Source organism: Maribacter sp. BPC-D8, from assembly GCF_035207705.1.
Classification (GTDB): Bacteria; Bacteroidota; Bacteroidia; order Flavobacteriales; family Flavobacteriaceae; genus Maribacter.
Window position 1 is genome coordinate 918,771 of sequence record NZ_CP128187.1, and the last position, 19,327, is coordinate 938,097.

A 19,327-nucleotide genomic window follows, 5' to 3' on the forward strand; every position below is an offset into this window, starting at 1 on the left:
ATCAATATAGGTTCTCTTTCAACTTGGGCAAATATGTGAACAAATTATTGAAAAAAAAAATCGATTGTCATTGAATTTGACCTTTTTTTTTCTCATGTTCGCTTACTCAATAGGGGAGCTTTTAAATATATACTTTTTACTTCAAATAAATGCGTACAAACGAAATTTCTTTTCGAATTAGATATAGTGAAACCGACCAGATGGGCGTTGTCTATCATGGCAACTATGCTCAATACTTAGAATTGGCAAGAGTTGAATGGTTAAGGTCGCTAGGTATTTCTTACAAAAGCATGGAGGCTGGCGGAATTATGCTTCCTGTGATTAGTTTATCAATAAAATATTTAAAGTCAGCTTTGTATGATGATTTAATAACTGTTAAAGTTATTTTGAAGAAAAAACCTGCTGTTCGAATAGAATTTGACTATGAAATTACGAATGAGGCGGGAGAATTATTGGCAACGGCTAATACAGTTTTAGTTTTTATGGATATGAAGCGCAAAAGACCTACTAGATGTCCGCAATTACTTTTAGATAAATTAGACTATTAGAAACTATTCGATTTCTTTAATTTCTAATTTGTGATGTGCCTTTAAAAGTTTCATGGTCTCTTTGAAATCACTTTTATTGATAGACAGAATCATTTTACATTTAAGATGTAAATCTTGAGATACAATATTCAGTTGGTGTTTTTTTACCAAGCGCATTACAATGTCCATTTCTGAATACTCAAAAGTTACCGAAAGTTGTTGTTGTAAAACTCTGGTAACTATTTTAGAATTTTCTAAAGCTAACTTTGCGGCTTCTTTGTAAGCACTAATTAATCCGCCGACACCTAATTTAGTTCCACCGAAAATACGAACAACCGCAACTAAGGTATTCGTAACATCAAAAGACTGCAACTGACCGTAAATGGGCATACCGGCAGAGTTGTTTGGTTCGCCATCGTCATTTGCGCGATAAGATTTTGTTTCAATACCCATTTGCCAAGCGTAACATACGTGGTTAGCTGTGGGATATTCTTTTTTAAGTGCTTCTATATGTTCTTTTATGGTGTCTTCATCAGTAACCGGAAAGCAATAGCCGTAAAACTTACTCTTTCGCTCTTTGAACATAATAGGTTCAGATGGTTTAGAGATTGTTTTATAAGCGTCCATATATGTAATTGTAATTTTTTAAATGAAAGTAGTTAGTTGCTGACCAAATGCGACCAGAACAATGCTAAATATAGCTAATCCTATTCCGAACCAATTTTTGACCGTTAGGCGCTCTCTAAACAGTATAATACCCAATAGCGTAGAGAACATTACAATAGCTACATTGTTAATAGTGAAAACAGAAGCACTGTTCCATGTTGGGTGTTGTAACGCTTTAAGTAAAAAAAAGATAGAGAAGTAATTAGGTACACCTAAACAAATACCGCCAATAATGTTTTTGAAATTTACTTTTAGTCGCTGTTGGGTAGATTTGAATGCGATGAAAAATAATCCGAAAATCCCTGCAGATAAAAAGACTGTTGCAGAGAATAAGGCATATTCTTCTTCGGGCATATGCGCATCTTGAAAGTATTTTATACTGGTATCTATAGTTCCCGAACCAAGAAAAACCAAAACAGGTAATGCGAAAGCCCATTTTTCAGCTTTCACTTTTTGCTTTTTTAATGAGGTAAAATAAACGGCTAGTAGGGCTAAGAGAATACCTATAACTTCTAATATACTGAGTGTCTCTTTGTGGAAGAAAACTCCGAATAAAACCGGAATGGTAAGTGACATTTTTGTGGCAACCGAGGCAACAGATACTCCGAGTTTCTGAGAAGTCGCAGCCATCAAGTTAAATATTAGTATGAATAGAAGACCTAAGGCGATACTTCCCCAAAACCAACTTTTTTGTGGTATTTCAGCAAGGTTTATCGGTTCATTATAATAGATGATACCTACGGTGCAAGCAATAAAATAATTGGTAATTATGGCATATATCGTTTGAACTTGATATTTGGCATACAATTTAAAAATGACAAAAATTAAGCTTGAAAATAGAATGCTAAACGCTAAATATATCATTTAGATATGGCTTAAAGTTTCTAGAACATCTTCTTTACCTACTTGAAGATTCCAGCAATGTATACCTAGTTTAGCGGCGGCATCAGTATTTTCTTTAGTATCATCTAAAAAGAAGGTCTCATTTGCATTTAATTCATTTTCGTTTAAGACGAACTCATAAATATCAGCATTAGGTTTACGCATTTTCATTTCTTGAGATAGGTAGAAAACCTCAAAGCAATTTTTGAATCTATTGAAACGTTCCAATCCCATTGATTCTTTTACCTTGTCTATGTGCAAGTCATTTGTATTACTTAACAAGAACAATCGGTACTGATTATCGCTTTTTAGTTTTTCAATGAATTTAAGTCTGTCCTCAGGGAAATCTAAAATAATAGAATTCCATGCGTCTTTAATTTGATCTTTGGTAACATTAGTGAAAATAGCTTGTAATTGATTCACGAATTCATCGGACTCCATTAAACCCATTTCATAGTTTTTGAAAATGGTATCTAATTCAGGAGTCAATTCAGTGAATCCGAATTTTGCCATTTCTAATAATGGAGCTTGCTTATCTAGATTGATGAATATGTCACCAAAATCAAATATGATGTTTTTAATCATTTCGTAATACGGTTAGTTGGTCGGTTAAAATTTGAACTTGTTGTTGGGTGCGTCTTTTAATTTTTGGTGCAGCGATACCTTTTGTGAAGTTGGTTGCTCCTTTAAAAATTCGAGCTTCATCCCACAGGTTAGCATCAATAAAACTTTGCAGTGTTTGTGAGCCGCCTTCAATTATGACACTTTGTATCTGCTCTTCATGCATTATATTACATAGCTGTTGCGGTACATCAGAATTAAAATTGATGATTTTATAAGTTACTCCTTCTAAATGGGAGTTGTTATCTGTTATTTCGGTGCAGATAATGGTCTTTTGTTTTCCGTCAAGAACGTGATAATCTCTAGAGATCTTTAGGCTTCTATCTAAAACGATTCGTGTAGGTGCTTTGCCTGCCCAATCTCTTAGGTTTAATTGCGGATTGTCAGCTAAGACCGTATTTGTACCTACTAAAATACCAGCCTCTTCACTGCGCCATTTATGTACTAACTGTCGCGATTTGGTATTAGTGATCCAATAAGGCTTCTTTTCTTCTCCTCGTTTCAAAGGTTCGGGAGCAATAAATCCGTCAGCTGTTTCTGCCCATTTTAAAATTAGATATGGTCTTTTTTTAGTGAAAAAGGTGAGAAAGCGTTTATGATGTTCTTTACATTCTTTTTGCAGAATACCTACTTGAACAATGCATCCTGCAGCTTCTAATTTTTTGATTCCGTTACCAGCTACCTTTTCATGTGGATCTTTCAATCCGATGACAACCTTGGGTATTCCCATTTTAACAATCAAATCTGCACAAGGCGGAGTTTTACCGTAATGAGAACAAGGTTCTAGGGTTACATAAATGGTAGATGATTTTAAAAGGGAAACATCAGAAACAGAGTTAATAGCGTTTACCTCAGCGTGAGAGCCACCATAGGCACTAGTAAATCCTTCGCCTATAATTTTACCATTATGCACAATTACGGCACCAACCATTGGGTTGGGCGCGGTAGTACCTAATCCGTTCTTTGCTATCTGTAAACAACGAAGCATAAATGTTTCATCTGCAGAAAGCGCATCTCTGTGTAACGGCATCGAATTGTTGGTATCTAGATTATTAATGGACATCAAACTTTAACATTATATGCATATCACGTATCTTCACACCTCAAAAATAGTACTTTAAAACCTATTGCCTTATTGATATGGAAAATGTCGTGATCCGCGAAATTAGAAAGCAAGATAATCCACAAGTAGCCAAAGTTATACGGCAAGTGTTGGCAGACTTAGGTGTGCCAAAAGTAGGTACGGCTTATGAAGATCCCTCATTAGATCAAATGTTCGAGCATTATGAGAAATCTAAGGCAACTTATTTTGTTGCGGAGGCTAATGGTTCTATTTTAGGTTGTGCAGGTGTTGCGCAGTTAGATAATTATGAAGGTAATGTGAGTGAGCTTCAGAAAATGTACTTTTTAAAAGAGGCCAGAGGTAAAGGTGTAGGTCATAAAATGATTACGGTTTGTTTAGAGCGTGCCAAAGAATACGGTTTTGATGCCTGCTATTTAGAGACCATGCCAAATATGGAGGCTGCACAAAAATTATATAAGAAAATGGGATTTGAATATATCGATGACAGAATGGGAGATACAGGTCATTATTCTTGTCCTGTTTTTATGCTTAAAACATTTTAACTGTGCTTTTAAGAGAAATCAACAATATATATCATTCAGAATTAGATGTTATCTATGGTAAAGAAGAAGTCAATAGTTTCTTCTATTTACTCATTGAGCATTATTTTGATTTAGAACGTTTTGTTTTGGTAATTCAGCCAGAGCTGGTTATTGATAAAGAACAGGAGACTGTTATATTTCAAGCCTTATCTGAATTAAAATTAGAGAAGCCTATTCAACATATTATCGGTACAGCATATTTTATGGACCTAGATTTTAAGGTCAATGGGTATGTATTAATTCCAAGGCCAGAAACCGAAGAGTTGGTTCGTTGGATTTTAGATGATCATAAGAATACAGCAAAAGCACTGACCATTTTAGATATGGGTACGGGTAGCGGTTGTATTCCTATTTCTTTGGATAAAAACCTGACGGATGCAAAAGTATTCGGATTAGATATTTCTACGGATGCTTTAAAAGTAGCTGAGGAAAATAACGGATTGCATGGTGCTAACGTAAAGTTTTTTAAAGCAGATATGCTGTCTTTGAATACGGAAACCTCAGTAAAAGAGTTAGATCAAAAATTTGATATCATTATTTCTAATCCGCCATATGTGCGAGAATTAGAAAAAGCAGAAATGCAAAATAATGTCATAGACCACGAACCTAGTTTGGCTCTTTTTGTACCAGACGAAGACCCATTAAAATTTTATAGTTCAGTAGTTAATTTTGCAGCTGAACACTTGAATGAAAAAGGTTGTTTGTATTTAGAGATCAATCAGTATTTGGGTAAAGAAACTAAGCAGTTATTAGAAAAATCTAATTTCAAGACTATTGAATTAAGAAAAGATATGTTTGGCAATGACCGCATGATAAAAGGAATAATAAAATGAAAAGTATAGTAGTGTTTTGCGGTAGTAGTGAAGGTGTCGATTCTGTATATGGGTCGAAGGCATATGAATTGGGAGAGACTTTCGCAAAGAAAACTATTCAGCTGGTGTATGGCGGAGCCAAAATAGGCATCATGGGTAAAGTAGCTGAAGGAGTATTGGGCAATGGCGGAAAGGTAGTCGGTGTCATTCCTGTATTTCTGAGAAAGAAAGAAGTGGTTCATGAAGGGTTAACAGAATTAATCGTTACCCAAAATATGCATGAACGTAAATTGAAAATGCATGACCTATCTGACGGAATACTAATGCTACCTGGCGGATTTGGGACACTAGAAGAATTTTTTGAAATGTTGACTTGGTCACAATTGGGGCTACATCAATATCCGATAGGAATATTAAATACAAACGGCTTTTACGATTCTCTTTTAAAGATGATGCACGACATGGTCAGCGAAGGATTTGTAAAACAAGAACATATAAATACTATTTTGGTAGATGATGATATAGATTCGTTGTTAGAGAAAATGGAAAATTACATTCCGTTACCAACACCAAAATGGATTAATAAAGAGCAGCTTTAAGGTATATGAAGGCAAAAATAGAAGCACTAAGAAAAGAATTACGCGAGCATAATCATAATTACTATGTGTTGGATAACCCGACCATTTCTGATTATGATTTCGATATGAAATTGAAAGAATTGCAAGAGCTGGAGGCAAAGCATCCAGAATTCTATGATGCCAGTTCCCCTTCACTACGTGTGGGTGGCATGATTACCAAGAATTTTGCAACTGTAGTTCATGAGCAACGTATGTACTCTCTAGACAACTCTTATTCCAAGGAAGACTTAGAAGATTGGGAGAAACGTATACAGCGAAACCTAGGCGATGTGCCTGTTGCATTTACGTGCGAGTTAAAGTACGATGGTGCATCTATCAGCATAACCTATGAAAAAGGGAAGTTGGTAAAAGCAGTTACCCGTGGCGACGGAATACAAGGAGATGATGTTACCAATAATATCAAAACCATTAAATCGGTTCCGTTACAGCTAAAGGGAGATTACCCAGATAAGTTCGATATACGAGGAGAGATTGTTTTACCGTTCGAGGGATTTATAAAAATGAACGAAGAGCGAGTAGCAAATGGGGAAGACCCGTACATGAACCCAAGAAATACAGCATCTGGTAGTTTAAAGCTTCAAGATAGTAGTGCTGTTGCAGAAAGACCATTAGAGTGTCTGTTGTATAGCATTGTAGGTAGAAACCTGAATATAGACTCTCAGTTTCATATGTTAGAGAAAGCTCGTGAATGGGGCTTTAAAGTACCTACAGTGGCAAAGCTTTGCCAGACTACAGATGAAGTTATGACATTTGTAGAAGAATGGGATGTGAAACGTCACGAATTACCTTATGAAACTGATGGTGTAGTGATCAAAGTAAATAGTCTTCAGAATCAAGAAGAACTTGGGTTTACTTCAAAATCACCACGTTGGGCAATGGCGTATAAGTTTAAGGCGGAACAAGTCTTTACTACGCTAAATGAAATTTCGTATCAGGTTGGTCGAACAGGGGCTATAACTCCCGTAGCTAATTTAGAGCCCGTGTTATTGGCAGGTACAACAGTAAAAAGAGCTTCGTTGCACAATGCAGATCAAATAGCAAAATTAGATATTAGAGTTGGTGATACCGTATTTGTAGAAAAGGGAGGAGAAATCATTCCGAAGATTATAGCTGTCGACTTAACCAAAAGACCTGCAGATTCCAAACCTACGGAGTATATACATCAATGTCCCGAATGTGGAACAGAGTTGACCCGTTCAGAAGGTGATGCCAAACATTACTGTCCGAACGAATATGGTTGTCCGCCACAGATAACAGGTCGTATTCAGCATTTCATATCTAGAAAGGCGATGGATATTGAAGGCTTAGGTGGTGAGACCGTAGAATTACTATTTAAAGAAGGTTTGATAGATGATTATGCCGATTTGTATAAGTTGACAAAAGAAGATGTGTTGCCGTTGGAGCGAATGGCTGAGAAGTCCGCCGAGAATTTAGTCAAAGGTGTATCAGAATCGGTACAAGTACCTTTTGAGCGTGTACTATTTGCTTTAGGTATTCGTTTTGTAGGGGAGACGGTCGCTAAGAAATTGGCAAAAGCATATAAAAATATAGATGCTTTAAAAGAAGCTACCCTAGAGCACTTAACATCTGTAGATGAAATAGGAGAGCGTATAGCGCAGAGTGTTATTGACTTTTTTGCGAACGAGAAGAATATCGATGCTATAGAAAGATTACGTAGTTACGGCGTACAATTGGCAATATCTGCCGAGAAGTTAGAAAACCAGACCGATATGTTGGCGGGTAAAACCTTTGTAGTATCAGGTGTGTTTGAGATTCTAAGTAGAGATGAGCTTAAAAAGAAAATAGAAGATAACGGAGGTAAAGTAGGATCTTCTATATCATCAAAAACTAGTTTCTTGATAGCAGGTGATAAAATGGGACCAAGCAAGCGTACCAAGGCAGAGAAGCTAGAAATACCGATTATCAGTGAGCAAGATTTTATAAACATGTTAGCATAAACAACTATGGACGTTTTTACAATAATTTCAGTATTAGTATTTCTATCGGCAATTTTCGGCTATATAAATGCGCGTTTTCTAAAACTACCTAATAGTATTGGCTTAATGCTGATTACAATACTATTTACTTTGGTCGTTTTTTTAATAGGCTATATTGATGACACCTTAATTAATGCAGAACGATACATCATTACCCAAATAGATTTTAAAGCTGTACTGCTAGATATTATGTTGAGCTTTCTGTTGTTCGCAGGGGCACTTCATACCAATTTTGAACAATTAAAAGTACAACGTTGGCCTATATTGGTGTTCTCTACCTTAGGTGTGTTGGTGTCAACTTTCTTAGTAGGTACGAGCATGTATTATTTATTACAATTGATAGGAATGAATATCTCTTTTATCTATTGTCTACTGTTCGGTTCATTAATCTCACCTACAGATCCAATTGCAGTATTAGGAATATTGAAGAAGGCAGGAGCACCAAAGCAATTAGAGACTAAAATTGTGGGCGAATCATTGTTTAATGACGGGGTAGGAGTAGTTGTTTTCTTAACCATTTTTCAACTGGCATCTGCCACTGAAGTAGCTGTTAGTCCGTTAGATATCTTAGAACTTTTCGGAGTTGAGGTCATTGGTGGGTTGGCATTAGGTCTAGCCTTAGGTTGGGGAACATGGAAACTTATGAAATCTATAGATGATTATGATATAGAAGTAATCATCACCTTAGCTACCGTTATGGTAGGTACATTGATAGCACAGAAATTCCATTTATCTGCTCCATTGGCAATGGTTGCAGCAGGTTTGGTAGTAGGTAATGATACGGTACGTAATTCTGCTATGTCAGAAACTACAGAAACCTATGTAGATAAATTTTGGGAGTTATTAGATATTCTTTTGAACACACTTCTATTTGTTTTAATTGGGATGGAAATGCTCGTATTATCCTTTAAAACAGAATACGTAATTGCCGGATTACTGGCAATTCCACTTGTGCTTATTTGTCGCTATTTGTCACTATTACTACCTATTAAATTCTTTGAAAAGAAATTAGACTTTGTACCTAGAACTAATTTGGTGATGACCTGGGGCGGATTGCGTGGTGGTATATCTATAGCATTAGCATTAGGTTTATCTGATGAAATGCATAGAGATGCATTTTTGGTCATAACATACATAGTAGTGGTATTCTCTATTATAGGGCAAGGCTTAACAGTAGAGAAGCTTATTAAAAGAGTTGTAAAATGAAACCGAAGACCTATCTTGAATTTGAAAAGAGCTTAGAACTATCTGCTGTTCCGAAAGAATGGTCAGACGGACTAAAATCGATATGGTACGATGCCAAGGGAGATTGGGAAGCTTCGCATAACATAGCTCAAGATATGCACAACACTTTGGGCAGTAGGTTACATGCTTATTTACACAGAAAAGAAGGTGATCGATTTAATGCGGGTTATTGGTATCGTTTGGCGAAAAAAGAATATCCAACAATTACATTAGACGAAGAGCTTAAGGTAATTGTAGAATATATCATAGAACATAATGCCTAGATATTACTTTACCTTAATTGATATACATTGTAACTAGTAGTTGTCAATCTTTCAAAAGTTCTCTCGAAATCACTTTTACTATTGAATCCGCATGCGGAAATAAGAGTATATAGATCGTTCGATTCTAGAAATCCTGAATCAATCAGCTGCTTAGCTTTTTCTACTCTAATTTTGTTTCTATAAGAAGTAAAACTGATGCCTTTCGTCTCATAGAAAAAATAGGCGGCATGATATGGCGGCACATGTAAAAGCTCTGCACACGCTTTTAGATTGAAACCTTGTTTTAGAAATGCTTCCTGTTGTTCGATAGCTGTTAGTGAATTATTTAGTTCCTGATTATCTAATCCGTACATCTGTATTTTTGAATTTTTATCATTTGAAATAGATGATGAAACCAACAATTGATTTTTTGGAAATCCGTAGAGAATAGAAGGGAAGTATAAGGGAGCTATGCTTATTAATAACAAAACTAGAAATAATATAATCTGTAAACTATATAAACTTGTGTTAGATACATTTAAAGTATTGATACCTAACATTCGCTCAATACCAAAAAATAGGGTAATAAAAGCCATTAGGGTTAATGACGTATAAAACAAAAGCAGCCATCTATTAAGAATAACCTTTAGTTTATCATTTGGGTTTATATCTAAAAATCGTCTTAACAACGGTAGTAGAGATAGTAGGTATATTAATTGCCATAAATGACGTAAGCTATAGTGTTCATTTAGGCTTAGTAGACCGTATTGTGCATTAAATCGCTCTTTCGGGAAAGTAATAGCATCTTCTACAATCTGATTATAATAGGATGCTGGTTTAGAAAAAACAATGGCAACATCTATGACGCTTAGTAGAAAGGGAATAAATAGTAAAATGTATTGCCATTTCCACGTAAACTTATCGTCCATAACTGTTTTAAAATAGAAATATACAGGTACGCTTATTACGCTATAGATTAAGAGTGGCCAAAAGTAAAACCATTTAAATTGAGTCAACAATCCATCAGTAATAATGTAGGTTTGAAGGTTGTAGATGGAAAAAATAAAATAAAAAGAAGCAAGAAATTGCTGAGGTAATTTATTTACATTTTTCTTTAGAAGTAGTACAGTAGTTAAAATAAATCCGAAGATTGCAATTAACAGAAAAACAATGTTCATTCAATAATTTTTAAAAACAGTAAAAAATAGCGTACGAATTTACAATTTAATAAGTAGGAAGATATAGTTAAATTGACTTTTAAACTAATGTAGTATATACATATGATAGCGTAAGAGAGTATTTGTATAGTAGTTTTATTAAGTGTATTCTCGATAATAAAAACACCATATCTACTAAACAGAATTAGATGATATGGTGTAATAATATTAGCATTTAAATGCTGTGTAAGTAAATTACTCTACAGTAAACTCAAATATATTAGATTCTACAGGCAATTGACCATCACTAAAATTAAATGTCAATTGTGCTGTGTAATCGCCATCAAGCATTTTATATATTTCGGCAGTAGCCACATTTCTTTGATGATAGCGAAATAGCCCTTCATCAAGTACTTGTTGACTTACAATACTTAAATAAAGCTTACCGCATTCAGTCGTATAATTATCATAATCTTGTAATAAAGAAACGTATAGTTCACCGTTGGCGTCGTAAATATTGATAGAGGCACTTTCAGGAGTCCAATAATACTCATCCCAATAACCTAAATACTCACCAATAAAATGAAGTTTTGTATAATTGAAACACCCACTGTCGTAAGGTCCAACTACAGTTAAAGATTTAATATTTGGTTTAGTATTAAATATTTTAAGTTTTAATAGACCATCATCCCCAGAAACGGTATGACCACTAATTTGATTGATCCAAGCATGTTTATTCAATAGGTATTGGTAAGTATCATTAATCTCTAAACCAATATACATTTTCTTGAATTCTTCTCTTGGTGATTGTGATACAAAATCTTCTGGTATTGTAAAGCTCAAAGAATCTGCGACTATGGTTGAGGTCATTTTTAAACTATCAGTTCTGTCTTCATTTACTAGGTATAGCGCAACGTCTGTATAGTCACTTAAACCTTCGGCATGTATTACAATTTTCTTATTACCATGCGCAAACATTTCTGCATTGTTTATATAACCTACTAAATCATCAGATAATAATTTTTCATAATCAATTTCAACTGCTTTAGTAGTAAAGTAATACGTTTCACTATCTAGGCTGTTGCTGTTATTAGAAACCTCAACTTTTACTTCGTAAGTAGTTGCTTTTTCTAAGCCGGTTAAGGTGGCATAAAAACCTTCTAAAGGAATTGATTGATAAGAATCGTTTGAATTTTTTTCTCGATACAGAAGCATACTATTCTCACTAGAATATCTTCCGCTCATTCTAATATTTGCTGAAGTAAATTCTACTTCTGAAATTGTCATTTCAAAATCTACAAACTCTAGTTCTGGTTCTGAATCTTCTGAACTACAAGATGTTAGAAAGATAAAGGCTGTTACGTAAATAAAATAATTGAATGTTTTAAGCATAGTAGTGGGTTAAGGTTTAAAAAATTGGGTTCTAAATCAATCTTTTACATAACGTTAATGCTTGTAATTTATTTAGTTATTCATTAAGTTTTTGAAGAATTTTCTGTAATTTATTGTAAGTTAAAAAGTTGAAGATTAATTTCCATTTTGGTTAACCAATTTAGTTGATTTGAAATAAGCCTTTCATAAAAAAAACCGGACTCCATAATGGATGTCCGGCTTAGTATATAATTTATAACAAAGGTTTATACCATTTTAAAATCTAATAATAATTCTCCTTCAATAGAAGCCTGTAAATGATCACCTTTAAATATCTCACCTGCACCCACTGCTGGTGTACCTGTAAAAATCATGTCACCAGGGTTCAAGGTCATGAATGTAGAAACAAAGCTGATGATTTCAGCAAAGTTATAAATGATATAACCTGTGTTACCTACTTGTTTCTTTTCTCCGTTGATTACTAAATCAAAATTGATATTATCTAATTCAGGAAAATCGCTTACCGGTTTAAAACCTGCAATAGGCGAAGCGCCATCGAAACCTTTCGCCAAAGCCCACGGACCTTTTTTCTCTCTACTCGCTGTAAGTACATCTTTTGCAGTATAGTCAATACCGATACCTATTTCAGAAATGTATGAGTTTGCCTCTTCTAAAGAGACATTTTTAGCAGTCTTACCAATTTTAACTACTAATTCAACTTCATAGATTAGCTGGTTGGTAATAGCAGGGAATGCGACATCTTTACTATCTGTAACTAGGGTAGAATCGGGCTTTGTGAAAATGAGTTGTACATCATTCTTTAATCCATCTATTTCAGATTTATCAACTACGTAATTCTTTCCTATGCCTATAATTTTCATAATTCTGGTGTTAGTGTGTTATTTTGTTTTACGCAGTAAAATTAATGATTATGGCAAGTATAGTAATGTGTTTTACTTGAAATCACATTAAAGCTACTTTTTGTTTGAAGACTTCACGTTGTAGCAAAATTATTTCATCTCTTCAATTGGCGTATTCGCTTTTGAATTGTAAATTAAAATGGCATAATCGATAAACTCTGTGGTAGATTTTCCTTTTACGGCTTCTCCATTTGAGGTATCATCTGTCATCACAATCTCTATCAAATCTGGCATTCCAGCACTGTACGGCGTATTACTAGTATTTAAGCGGAATAAGGTCATGTCAGATAATTTAGCCTTTTTTAAGTGCTCAATGCCGAGAAAATACTCTTTCTCATAATCTCCGATTCCGAATCCACCTTCGGTAGTGAAAGAGAGATATTCTCCGTTGTCATCATACACATGGTCCCAAAGCACACGACTTTCTGTAAAGTAGCCAATAACCGAAATTACCCTATCGCGTGGATAAATATTATTTTCTATTAATCTGGTAAAAAATGACGGATTATTGCCCTCTCTCTGTTTCTCTAAATGGAAAAAACCAAACCTTAGAAATTGAGGTTTTTGTTTGAAATTGTAAATGGAGTCTAAGTGAACATAATTATTGAAAATCACTTCTTCTCGGTTGATTTTAGGATTAAAAGAATACTTCAAGTCTTGCATAATGTGATTAAAAGCAAAAGTATCTTTAATGGACTTTGAGTACGTTTCAGTATTTGCCTCATAGGATGCTACTAAGGCTTTCAGCACACTTTTAGAGTAACTATCGTAGTAAGGCGAATAATCTGTGGTGTCTAAGGCAACCATCTGTTCTAAATTACGTACAGCTGTATCTTTAATCGTATTAGTAGGTATTAATTCTAATAAGTGTTTAGAAGTGTATTTGTAGGTCACTAATTGATCAATACCCACAACGGTCAATTTGTCTTTTTCTGGGAGTTTATCGTTGAGGTTCTTAATGCTTTTCCACTTTTCATAAGTTTCAATACTTTGCTCTTGTGGTACTCTAGCACCGTAATTACTTACTAAATCTTTTAGTAACAAGGTGTCACCAGTTTGTAAGTATGTATTAAAGAAATGCCCAAGACTAAAATCTGTTTCGGGTAAGTAATATTCAACAGCACCAGCTTTAGTTAGCGAAGTAAGCAAGGCGTGTTCTGCAGTTTCAGTTTTTACACTACCATGGTAAGCACCAAAACCGATGATGTTGAAGTTTTTTTGAGGGAAATTAAAATTTGATTCCGTCATATCAAATCGATTATTTTCTAAGTAATCAATTTTTGTTTGCGAATAGGAGTGAAGTGAGATGACTGCTACTAGAACTACTAAAATGTTTTTCATTGTTTGGTTTTCATTAATAGATAACCAGTTTTTGAAAATGTTACATCAGCATTTTTAAAGTTATAGTTTGGGTATAGTTGTATTGATGAATGTCTTTATTATTTAATACAGATTTTATGTGCTAATTTTTTCTTCAAGTTACTTTGCTTGATCAACTTAAGTTGTTCTTGCATTACATTTGTTTTTAATTATATGCATAACTAGAGTAGTACCATTATTTGAGATTTACTGTTTTATTAAAACTTGCGCATCCTTTTTCATTTCTTCATATCTGCTTTTGAATTCTAAACATTTCTCATCAGCTTTAGGGTTATTGCATTTTACTTTACCTGCACCCTTGCCTAAAAACTCAAAATAACCAGGGTTAGGGTCTTTGATAATTCTTCTACCTTCATGGTTTATAGAAACCTCAGTATGTTCTTTCTTTAGAATTTCTTCAGATAATTTTGAGCGGAAATCTTTTTTGGGAAGATAAAGCACATCGCAATACCCATGTACTACTTTTGTAAAAGGCTCCCAAAGTGCACCCTCTATATTTGGTAATGCTGTCTCTAAAAAAGCAAATTCTTAGGTAGCGAACATATTACTAATTATATTTATTTTCTTAAGTTTTTTTAAAGTTGCAATAGGCTCAAAAGCAGGGTAAGCAGTTTTATTAATAACCCAAATTAAAGCCAAAACCTCAAGATTTGGTAGTCCTTTTAAAAATTCAAAATTCTCAATAGGTTGCTTCCAATCTAAAGTTCCGTTTATGTATAAATATCTTAAACTTTTAATGCCTGATAGCCCATCAAAATTTTTAACTTTTCTAAGATTTTCGAAGTGTAAAGATTTAAGTTTTGTCAACTTTTTTAATGGAGAAAGGTCTGAAAATCCAGAAACATATTCAAGAATTAACTCTTCTAAATTGTACAAATCACCAATAAAATCAATGTCTTTTGCTCTAAAAAAAGTAACTCTTAATCTTTTAAGATGTGTCAGTTTTCTAATAGCTTGAACTTGTTCTTTGCTAGGGTCGTTTAAAGTTAGTTCTTCAAGGTTTGGACAATCAAATATTTGCTACCAATGTTCCTTTTCTTGGTTTTTGCCAATGGTTAAGATTTTGACTTCTTCTTTATTACCAATTTCGAAATTTGCTATGAACGCAAATCTGTCTCTATTGGGTATTTTTGTCCAATAGTCGCCTGTTCTATCTAAAAAATCTCCAAAATGATGTTTCATCAGTAGTATTCTATGGTCTATTTAATATCTCGAACGTTTTTATATTAGAATAGTTGCATTGATGTTTATTAAGGTTTTAAAAGTATATTGAACTTCTTATTATCTTGTAAATTAATCAAAATTACCAGATTCAATTTTTCCATATTTAGATAATATTTGTTCGAGTTCCTTAAAATCAATATTTGCAGCATCTCCATTTTCAAATTTTTGAATGTAAACAGTATAGCTCATATTTAGTTTTAAGGTTTTGAATTGTTCGGTTCGGCGAAGTAACCATGTGCTGGAGATATTTATTTTATTATTTCAATTCCCTTAGTTACATCTCTGAAAAATGTTTCCAGTTCTAATTTAATTTTTACAACCTGTTCAGGATTTATGATTTCTGAATTATTAATGTCAAATAATCGTGTCTTTGAATCAGAATATGATAGATAATAAATTGTAGAGTCAGTCTTGTAATTTTCTTCGTAATAAGGTCTGTCATAATCGTATGCCAGTTGTCGTACGAACTTGAATTCGGTATTTCGATTTTTTTTCGTCCAATAGGTATAGTTCAGTTTACCAGTTTCACCGTATAGCCAAAAGTCTAATACATCGTATTCAAAGTTATTGCTTTGAAAAATCACTAAATCACCTCCATCAGTAGAATGGTCGTAAAGTTGAATAGTATCAGTTATAAATTTCGTTTTATTTTTCTCAAAATCTTGAAGAAACTCAAAGTCTTTAAGAGTAGTGGTTGATTTTTTAGTTTCTACGTTTTCTGTTTTCTTTTTGGTGTTATGATTTACACCGCAGGAATACAATCCGATAATTAGTAAAATGTATAATATTCTATTCATATGTTTTCTTATACCAGACCTAACATTTCCGATAGCTATCGAGATTAGCGACTTCTTAAATAAATACAGACCATTCGATTTAGCAGCATAATCCGCAATTCGCTTATTTTTTGTTAGCAATTGTTTTAATTGGTTTTCCTGCTAAAGTTTCGAAATTGTAATAATTTTCACTTTCGTAAATTCTAAAGACCTTTTTTACTTCGCTTTCGGGGATTTTTTGAATCAGTTTTTCAATTTCTTCATCAGAAATTGACTTGTCAGCAAAAATTCTAAAATGAATTTCAGATTCTAATTTTCTCTGATGATATCTATCTAGTGGTTGAAGATTTCGTTTAAAATTGATAACGTCTTTGTTAATATAATCCATTCCATTTCCAAATTCCGAAACTATAGTTGTTTTGCCATTAGTATTTTCGATAAAAAATTTTAGCCCGTAACTTCCTTCTAACTTTATCCTTTGAATTTTGTTATCATATGGTAATTTGAAAGGTACACCACTTATTTTGCTTAGGAATTCAAAATAATTATCTGCTCGAATTAAATTGAAATTTCGTCCCATATTTGAATCTTTAACTTTAATAAAAGATAGGGTATTGTTATTATCTGATAGGGCATATTCTAAAATCATTGCTGTCGTATCCTTTATAAAAGTTTGATAGGGCCACTGTTCAATATAATCAAATTCAATTTTTGATTCGTTCGCGGTCCATTTTACATTTTGTGTATTCCATTCCATAGATATTAAGCTATCAGGGTAAAAATAGAATCTAGTAAATCCATCATTTTCCCTACCGTACCACTTTCCATTTAATTTCTTTTCAAATGAGTTTTGTCCGCAAGACAATAATGCCAAAGCAGGAAGTAAAATCATTATAAAGTGTTTTTTATTAAAAATAGCGGGCAACATACAAATATGTGTAAGTGAGATAATAATAAATATACGTTTTTCTTCGAACGCTTATTTTAACGCCATTCAGAAAACTTAATACTAGTGGATAAGTTACAACACCTTTCTAAAACAAACACTATTCTCCATCAGCTCATACGGTGGGTAGTTATCAATAATTGTGTAATTATTCTTTTTGTAGAGTGCAATGGCTTCAGGCTGGCGCAATCCTGTTTCTAAGACGGAGTAGGTGTAATTCAATTCTTTTGCCCACTCTTCTAATACTACGAGTACTTTTGAGGCAATTCCTTTACCACGAAAATCTGGTTGTACGTACATGCGTTTAATCTCAACCGAGTCTTTGTTGAATTCTTTGAAAGCTCCGCAAGCAACAAGGGTTTCATCAGTATAAAAGACAACACAGTTTTTCAACGCATCAATACCATTAAATTGTGCATAGAAAGTATTCTCGTCTCCATCTCGTAATGCCAAGTCTGCATCAAGTAGCGCTACTAATTCTTTGAAGTTTTGGTTATCGCTAGAGTGACGTTTATAGTAAAGCATAAGAGGTCTCTTTTTTAGACTTTAATAGTGTATCCGTTCGCGTTAACAGTGCTGTTGTCAAAATAGAAATCGATACGACCAAGGTTCACGCCAAAACATCCAACTTGATTTACCAATACATCACGCTCAGCAGCATTCGTTACAATTGTAGGTTTATCTAAAAATGTATGGGTATGACCGCCAATGATCAAATCGGTGTATTTAGTTCTTTTGGCAAGTTTTAAATCATCGGGTTTTTCAGTGCTATATTCATATCCTAAGTGAGAAAGACAAACAACCAAATCGCACTTTTCCTCATTCTTAAGTTTGATCTCCATATCGGTTGCCAGTTCATAAGGGTCAAGAAATACGGTCTCTTTATAGAGTTGTTTTGTAACCAGTCCGTCTAACTTAATTCCTAATCCGTAGACACCAACTTTAATTCCATCTTTCTCATAAATCTTATACGGCTGTGTTAATCCATCTAAAACCGTATTAGAGAAATCGTAATTGGCACTGATAAAATTAAATTTAGCGTAAGGCATTTGAGCTAATAATCCGTCAATACCATTATCAAAATCATGATTACCAATAGTGGTCGCATCATAATTAAGCATGCTCATTAATTTAAATTCTAGTTCACCACCATAAAAGTTAAAGTATGGAGTACCTTGAAAGATATCACCGGCATCGAAAAGAAATGTATGCGGGTTCACTTTACGAATACTATCTACCAAACCTGCTCTACGTGCCAAACCGCCCAACCCTGGGAAATCTGCATGATCGTTAGGGAAAGCATCTATATGACTATGTACATCATTGGTATGTAAAATAGTAATATGCTTTTTTGTAGATACATTGCAAGAGTTTAAACCCAAGCCACCAAGAGTCAGTAGACTAGACGATGCGGCAGTATTTCGTATAAATTTTCTTCTTTCCATTTTACTGTAATTGATAGTATCTTAAATCTACTTTTGGGGCAAGGGTATCCACTTTAGAAAAGAAATCTATCATGGCATTTCGTATCTTATAATCGGTTTCTGTTTTAGAAAGTGCTTCTTTAAAAAAGTTCATATTATCGCCACCAGTAACAAGGTAGTCAGATGTAGCAACATAATAAGACTTGTTTTTATCTACAGTTTTACTGTTAATAGTAAAAGTATTTACCGTGTTATCTTTATTTAGAATAAGCTGTATACCGGCAACAGGGTGCGCTCTTTTAGATTGTATGAGGTAGTCGACCATCTTTAATAGGGCACTGCCTTTAAGTTCTACGACTACTACCGAATTTTCAAAAGGCATTACTTCATACGCAGTTCTAGAAGTGACATTACCTTTAGATATAATAGATCGAATACCGCCATGGTTCAATAATACCAGATCAATAGTATGCCCAGTGCGTTTATTGAATATGGGGTTTGTTTCGCTTAATACAATATCTGCCATTAAATTACCTGCAGTAGTATTGAATTTGCCATCGGTTTTAGTGATTACAAAAGGTGCATATGCCAAAGTACTGTCTAAAATACTTTCGACGCGATCATGATAAGGCTGAATAAATTTTTGAATACTATCAACTGAAGTAAAACTTGTGTCGATAGGTATCTGCTTGCCAGTCAGTTCTTTTAGTTGCTCAGGGTTGTTTTTGCAAGATGCTAAATTGAGCAATGTTAAAAATATAACAAAATGTTTTATTTTTAAAATACCAAAGTGTTTTAACTTCGCCATAGAGTTGCAGGGATATTATTTACATT

General features: G+C 33.9%; 23 protein-coding genes. 7 read left to right on the forward strand and 16 right to left on the reverse strand.

What is annotated here, in order from left to right; translation table 11 throughout:
* Window positions 1-149 precede the first annotated feature (149 nt).
* Window positions 150-548 (forward strand): acyl-CoA thioesterase, encoded by a 399-nt coding sequence (locus QSV08_RS04030; RefSeq protein ID WP_324026803.1) that lies wholly within the window; start codon window positions 150-152, stop codon window positions 546-548.
* Between the two features lie 3 nt (window positions 549-551).
* On the opposite strand, the gene QSV08_RS04035 is transcribed toward QSV08_RS04030, so the two are convergent.
* From QSV08_RS04035 to ribD, 4 genes are read right to left on the reverse strand one after another with little or no spacing between them, the layout of a single operon-like run.
* Window positions 552-1,154 carry an IMPACT family protein gene (locus tag QSV08_RS04035; protein WP_324026805.1) on the reverse strand — a complete coding sequence of 201 codons (603 nt, stop codon included), beginning with the start codon at window positions 1,152-1,154 and terminating at the stop codon, window positions 552-554.
* Window positions 1,155-1,172: 18 nt separating this feature from the next.
* Window positions 1,173-2,057, reverse strand: a complete 885-nt coding sequence (locus QSV08_RS04040) for a DMT family transporter (RefSeq protein ID WP_324026807.1) — start codon at window positions 2,055-2,057, stop codon at window positions 1,173-1,175.
* A complete protein-coding gene (locus QSV08_RS04045) occupies window positions 2,058-2,660 on the reverse strand; it encodes an HAD family hydrolase (RefSeq protein WP_324026809.1) in 603 nt (200 codons plus the stop codon).
* Window positions 2,653-3,726 (reverse strand): bifunctional diaminohydroxyphosphoribosylaminopyrimidine deaminase/5-amino-6-(5-phosphoribosylamino)uracil reductase RibD, encoded by a 1,074-nt coding sequence (ribD, locus tag QSV08_RS04050; RefSeq protein WP_324028347.1) that lies wholly within the window; start codon window positions 3,724-3,726, stop codon window positions 2,653-2,655. Before ribD ends, QSV08_RS04045 begins: the two co-directional genes overlap by 8 nt.
* 110 nt (window positions 3,727-3,836) lie before the next feature.
* On the opposite strand from ribD, the gene QSV08_RS04055 reads away from it, so the two are divergent.
* The 6 genes from QSV08_RS04055 to QSV08_RS04080 are packed head-to-tail and all read left to right on the forward strand — an operon-like array spanning window position 3,837 to window position 9,316.
* Entirely contained in the window at window positions 3,837-4,322 is a 486-nt protein-coding gene (locus QSV08_RS04055; protein ID WP_324026810.1) for a GNAT family N-acetyltransferase, read from the forward strand.
* Window positions 4,323-4,324: 2 nt separating this feature from the next.
* The gene (gene prmC / locus QSV08_RS04060) at window positions 4,325-5,194 is read left to right on the forward strand and encodes a peptide chain release factor N(5)-glutamine methyltransferase (protein WP_324026812.1); all 870 of its coding nucleotides are present in this window, start codon (window positions 4,325-4,327) and stop codon (window positions 5,192-5,194) included.
* Window positions 5,191-5,772 carry a TIGR00730 family Rossman fold protein gene (locus tag QSV08_RS04065; RefSeq protein ID WP_324026814.1) on the forward strand — a complete coding sequence of 194 codons (582 nt, stop codon included), beginning with the start codon at window positions 5,191-5,193 and terminating at the stop codon, window positions 5,770-5,772. The genes prmC and QSV08_RS04065 overlap by 4 nt, the downstream gene beginning before the upstream one ends.
* 5 nt (window positions 5,773-5,777) lie before the next feature.
* Window positions 5,778-7,769 (forward strand): NAD-dependent DNA ligase LigA, encoded by a 1,992-nt coding sequence (gene ligA / locus QSV08_RS04070; RefSeq protein WP_324026817.1) that lies wholly within the window; start codon window positions 5,778-5,780, stop codon window positions 7,767-7,769.
* Between the two features lie 6 nt (window positions 7,770-7,775).
* Window positions 7,776-9,014 carry a cation:proton antiporter gene (locus QSV08_RS04075; protein WP_324026818.1) on the forward strand — a complete coding sequence of 413 codons (1,239 nt, stop codon included), beginning with the start codon at window positions 7,776-7,778 and terminating at the stop codon, window positions 9,012-9,014.
* The gene (locus QSV08_RS04080) at window positions 9,011-9,316 is read left to right on the forward strand and encodes a hypothetical protein (protein ID WP_324026820.1); all 306 of its coding nucleotides are present in this window, start codon (window positions 9,011-9,013) and stop codon (window positions 9,314-9,316) included. The genes QSV08_RS04075 and QSV08_RS04080 overlap by 4 nt, the downstream gene beginning before the upstream one ends.
* Before the next feature lie 8 nt (window positions 9,317-9,324).
* On the opposite strand, the gene QSV08_RS04085 is transcribed toward QSV08_RS04080, so the two are convergent.
* The 12 genes from QSV08_RS04085 to QSV08_RS04140 form a co-directional block, all read right to left on the reverse strand.
* Window positions 9,325-10,473: a helix-turn-helix domain-containing protein gene (locus QSV08_RS04085; protein WP_324026821.1), complete on the reverse strand. Its 1,149-nt coding sequence runs from the start codon at window positions 10,471-10,473 to the stop codon at window positions 9,325-9,327.
* Between the two features lie 234 nt (window positions 10,474-10,707).
* On the reverse strand, window positions 10,708-11,844 hold the full coding sequence (locus QSV08_RS04090; protein ID WP_324026823.1) for a hypothetical protein: 1,137 nt from the start codon (window positions 11,842-11,844) through the stop codon (window positions 10,708-10,710).
* 245 nt (window positions 11,845-12,089) lie between these two features.
* Window positions 12,090-12,704, reverse strand: coding sequence for a fumarylacetoacetate hydrolase family protein (locus tag QSV08_RS04095; RefSeq protein ID WP_324026825.1), 615 nt, complete (start codon window positions 12,702-12,704; stop codon window positions 12,090-12,092).
* Between the two features lie 129 nt (window positions 12,705-12,833).
* On the reverse strand, window positions 12,834-14,084 hold the full coding sequence (locus QSV08_RS04100) for a hypothetical protein (RefSeq protein WP_324026827.1): 1,251 nt from the start codon (window positions 14,082-14,084) through the stop codon (window positions 12,834-12,836).
* A gap of 225 nt (window positions 14,085-14,309) precedes the next feature.
* Window positions 14,310-14,564 (reverse strand): hypothetical protein, encoded by a 255-nt coding sequence (locus QSV08_RS04105; protein WP_324026828.1) that lies wholly within the window; start codon window positions 14,562-14,564, stop codon window positions 14,310-14,312.
* Between the two features lie 87 nt (window positions 14,565-14,651).
* The gene (locus tag QSV08_RS04110) at window positions 14,652-14,999 is read right to left on the reverse strand and encodes a hypothetical protein (protein WP_324026830.1); all 348 of its coding nucleotides are present in this window, start codon (window positions 14,997-14,999) and stop codon (window positions 14,652-14,654) included.
* A gap of 144 nt (window positions 15,000-15,143) precedes the next feature.
* Window positions 15,144-15,305: a hypothetical protein gene (locus QSV08_RS04115; protein WP_324026832.1), complete on the reverse strand. Its 162-nt coding sequence runs from the start codon at window positions 15,303-15,305 to the stop codon at window positions 15,144-15,146.
* A 290-nt stretch (window positions 15,306-15,595) separates the two neighbouring features.
* Window positions 15,596-16,144: a hypothetical protein gene (locus QSV08_RS04120; RefSeq protein WP_324026834.1), complete on the reverse strand. Its 549-nt coding sequence runs from the start codon at window positions 16,142-16,144 to the stop codon at window positions 15,596-15,598.
* A gap of 103 nt (window positions 16,145-16,247) precedes the next feature.
* Entirely contained in the window at window positions 16,248-17,015 is a 768-nt protein-coding gene (locus QSV08_RS04125) for a hypothetical protein (protein WP_324026836.1), read from the reverse strand.
* Window positions 17,016-17,144: 129 nt separating this feature from the next.
* Window positions 17,145-17,594 carry a GNAT family N-acetyltransferase gene (locus QSV08_RS04130; protein WP_324026838.1) on the reverse strand — a complete coding sequence of 150 codons (450 nt, stop codon included), beginning with the start codon at window positions 17,592-17,594 and terminating at the stop codon, window positions 17,145-17,147.
* A 14-nt stretch (window positions 17,595-17,608) separates the two neighbouring features.
* A complete protein-coding gene (locus QSV08_RS04135; RefSeq protein WP_324026840.1) occupies window positions 17,609-18,514 on the reverse strand; it encodes a bifunctional metallophosphatase/5'-nucleotidase in 906 nt (301 codons plus the stop codon).
* A 1-nt stretch (window position 18,515) separates the two neighbouring features.
* The gene (locus QSV08_RS04140) at window positions 18,516-19,301 is read right to left on the reverse strand and encodes a 5'-nucleotidase (protein WP_324026841.1); all 786 of its coding nucleotides are present in this window, start codon (window positions 19,299-19,301) and stop codon (window positions 18,516-18,518) included.
* Window positions 19,302-19,327 lie beyond the last annotated feature (26 nt).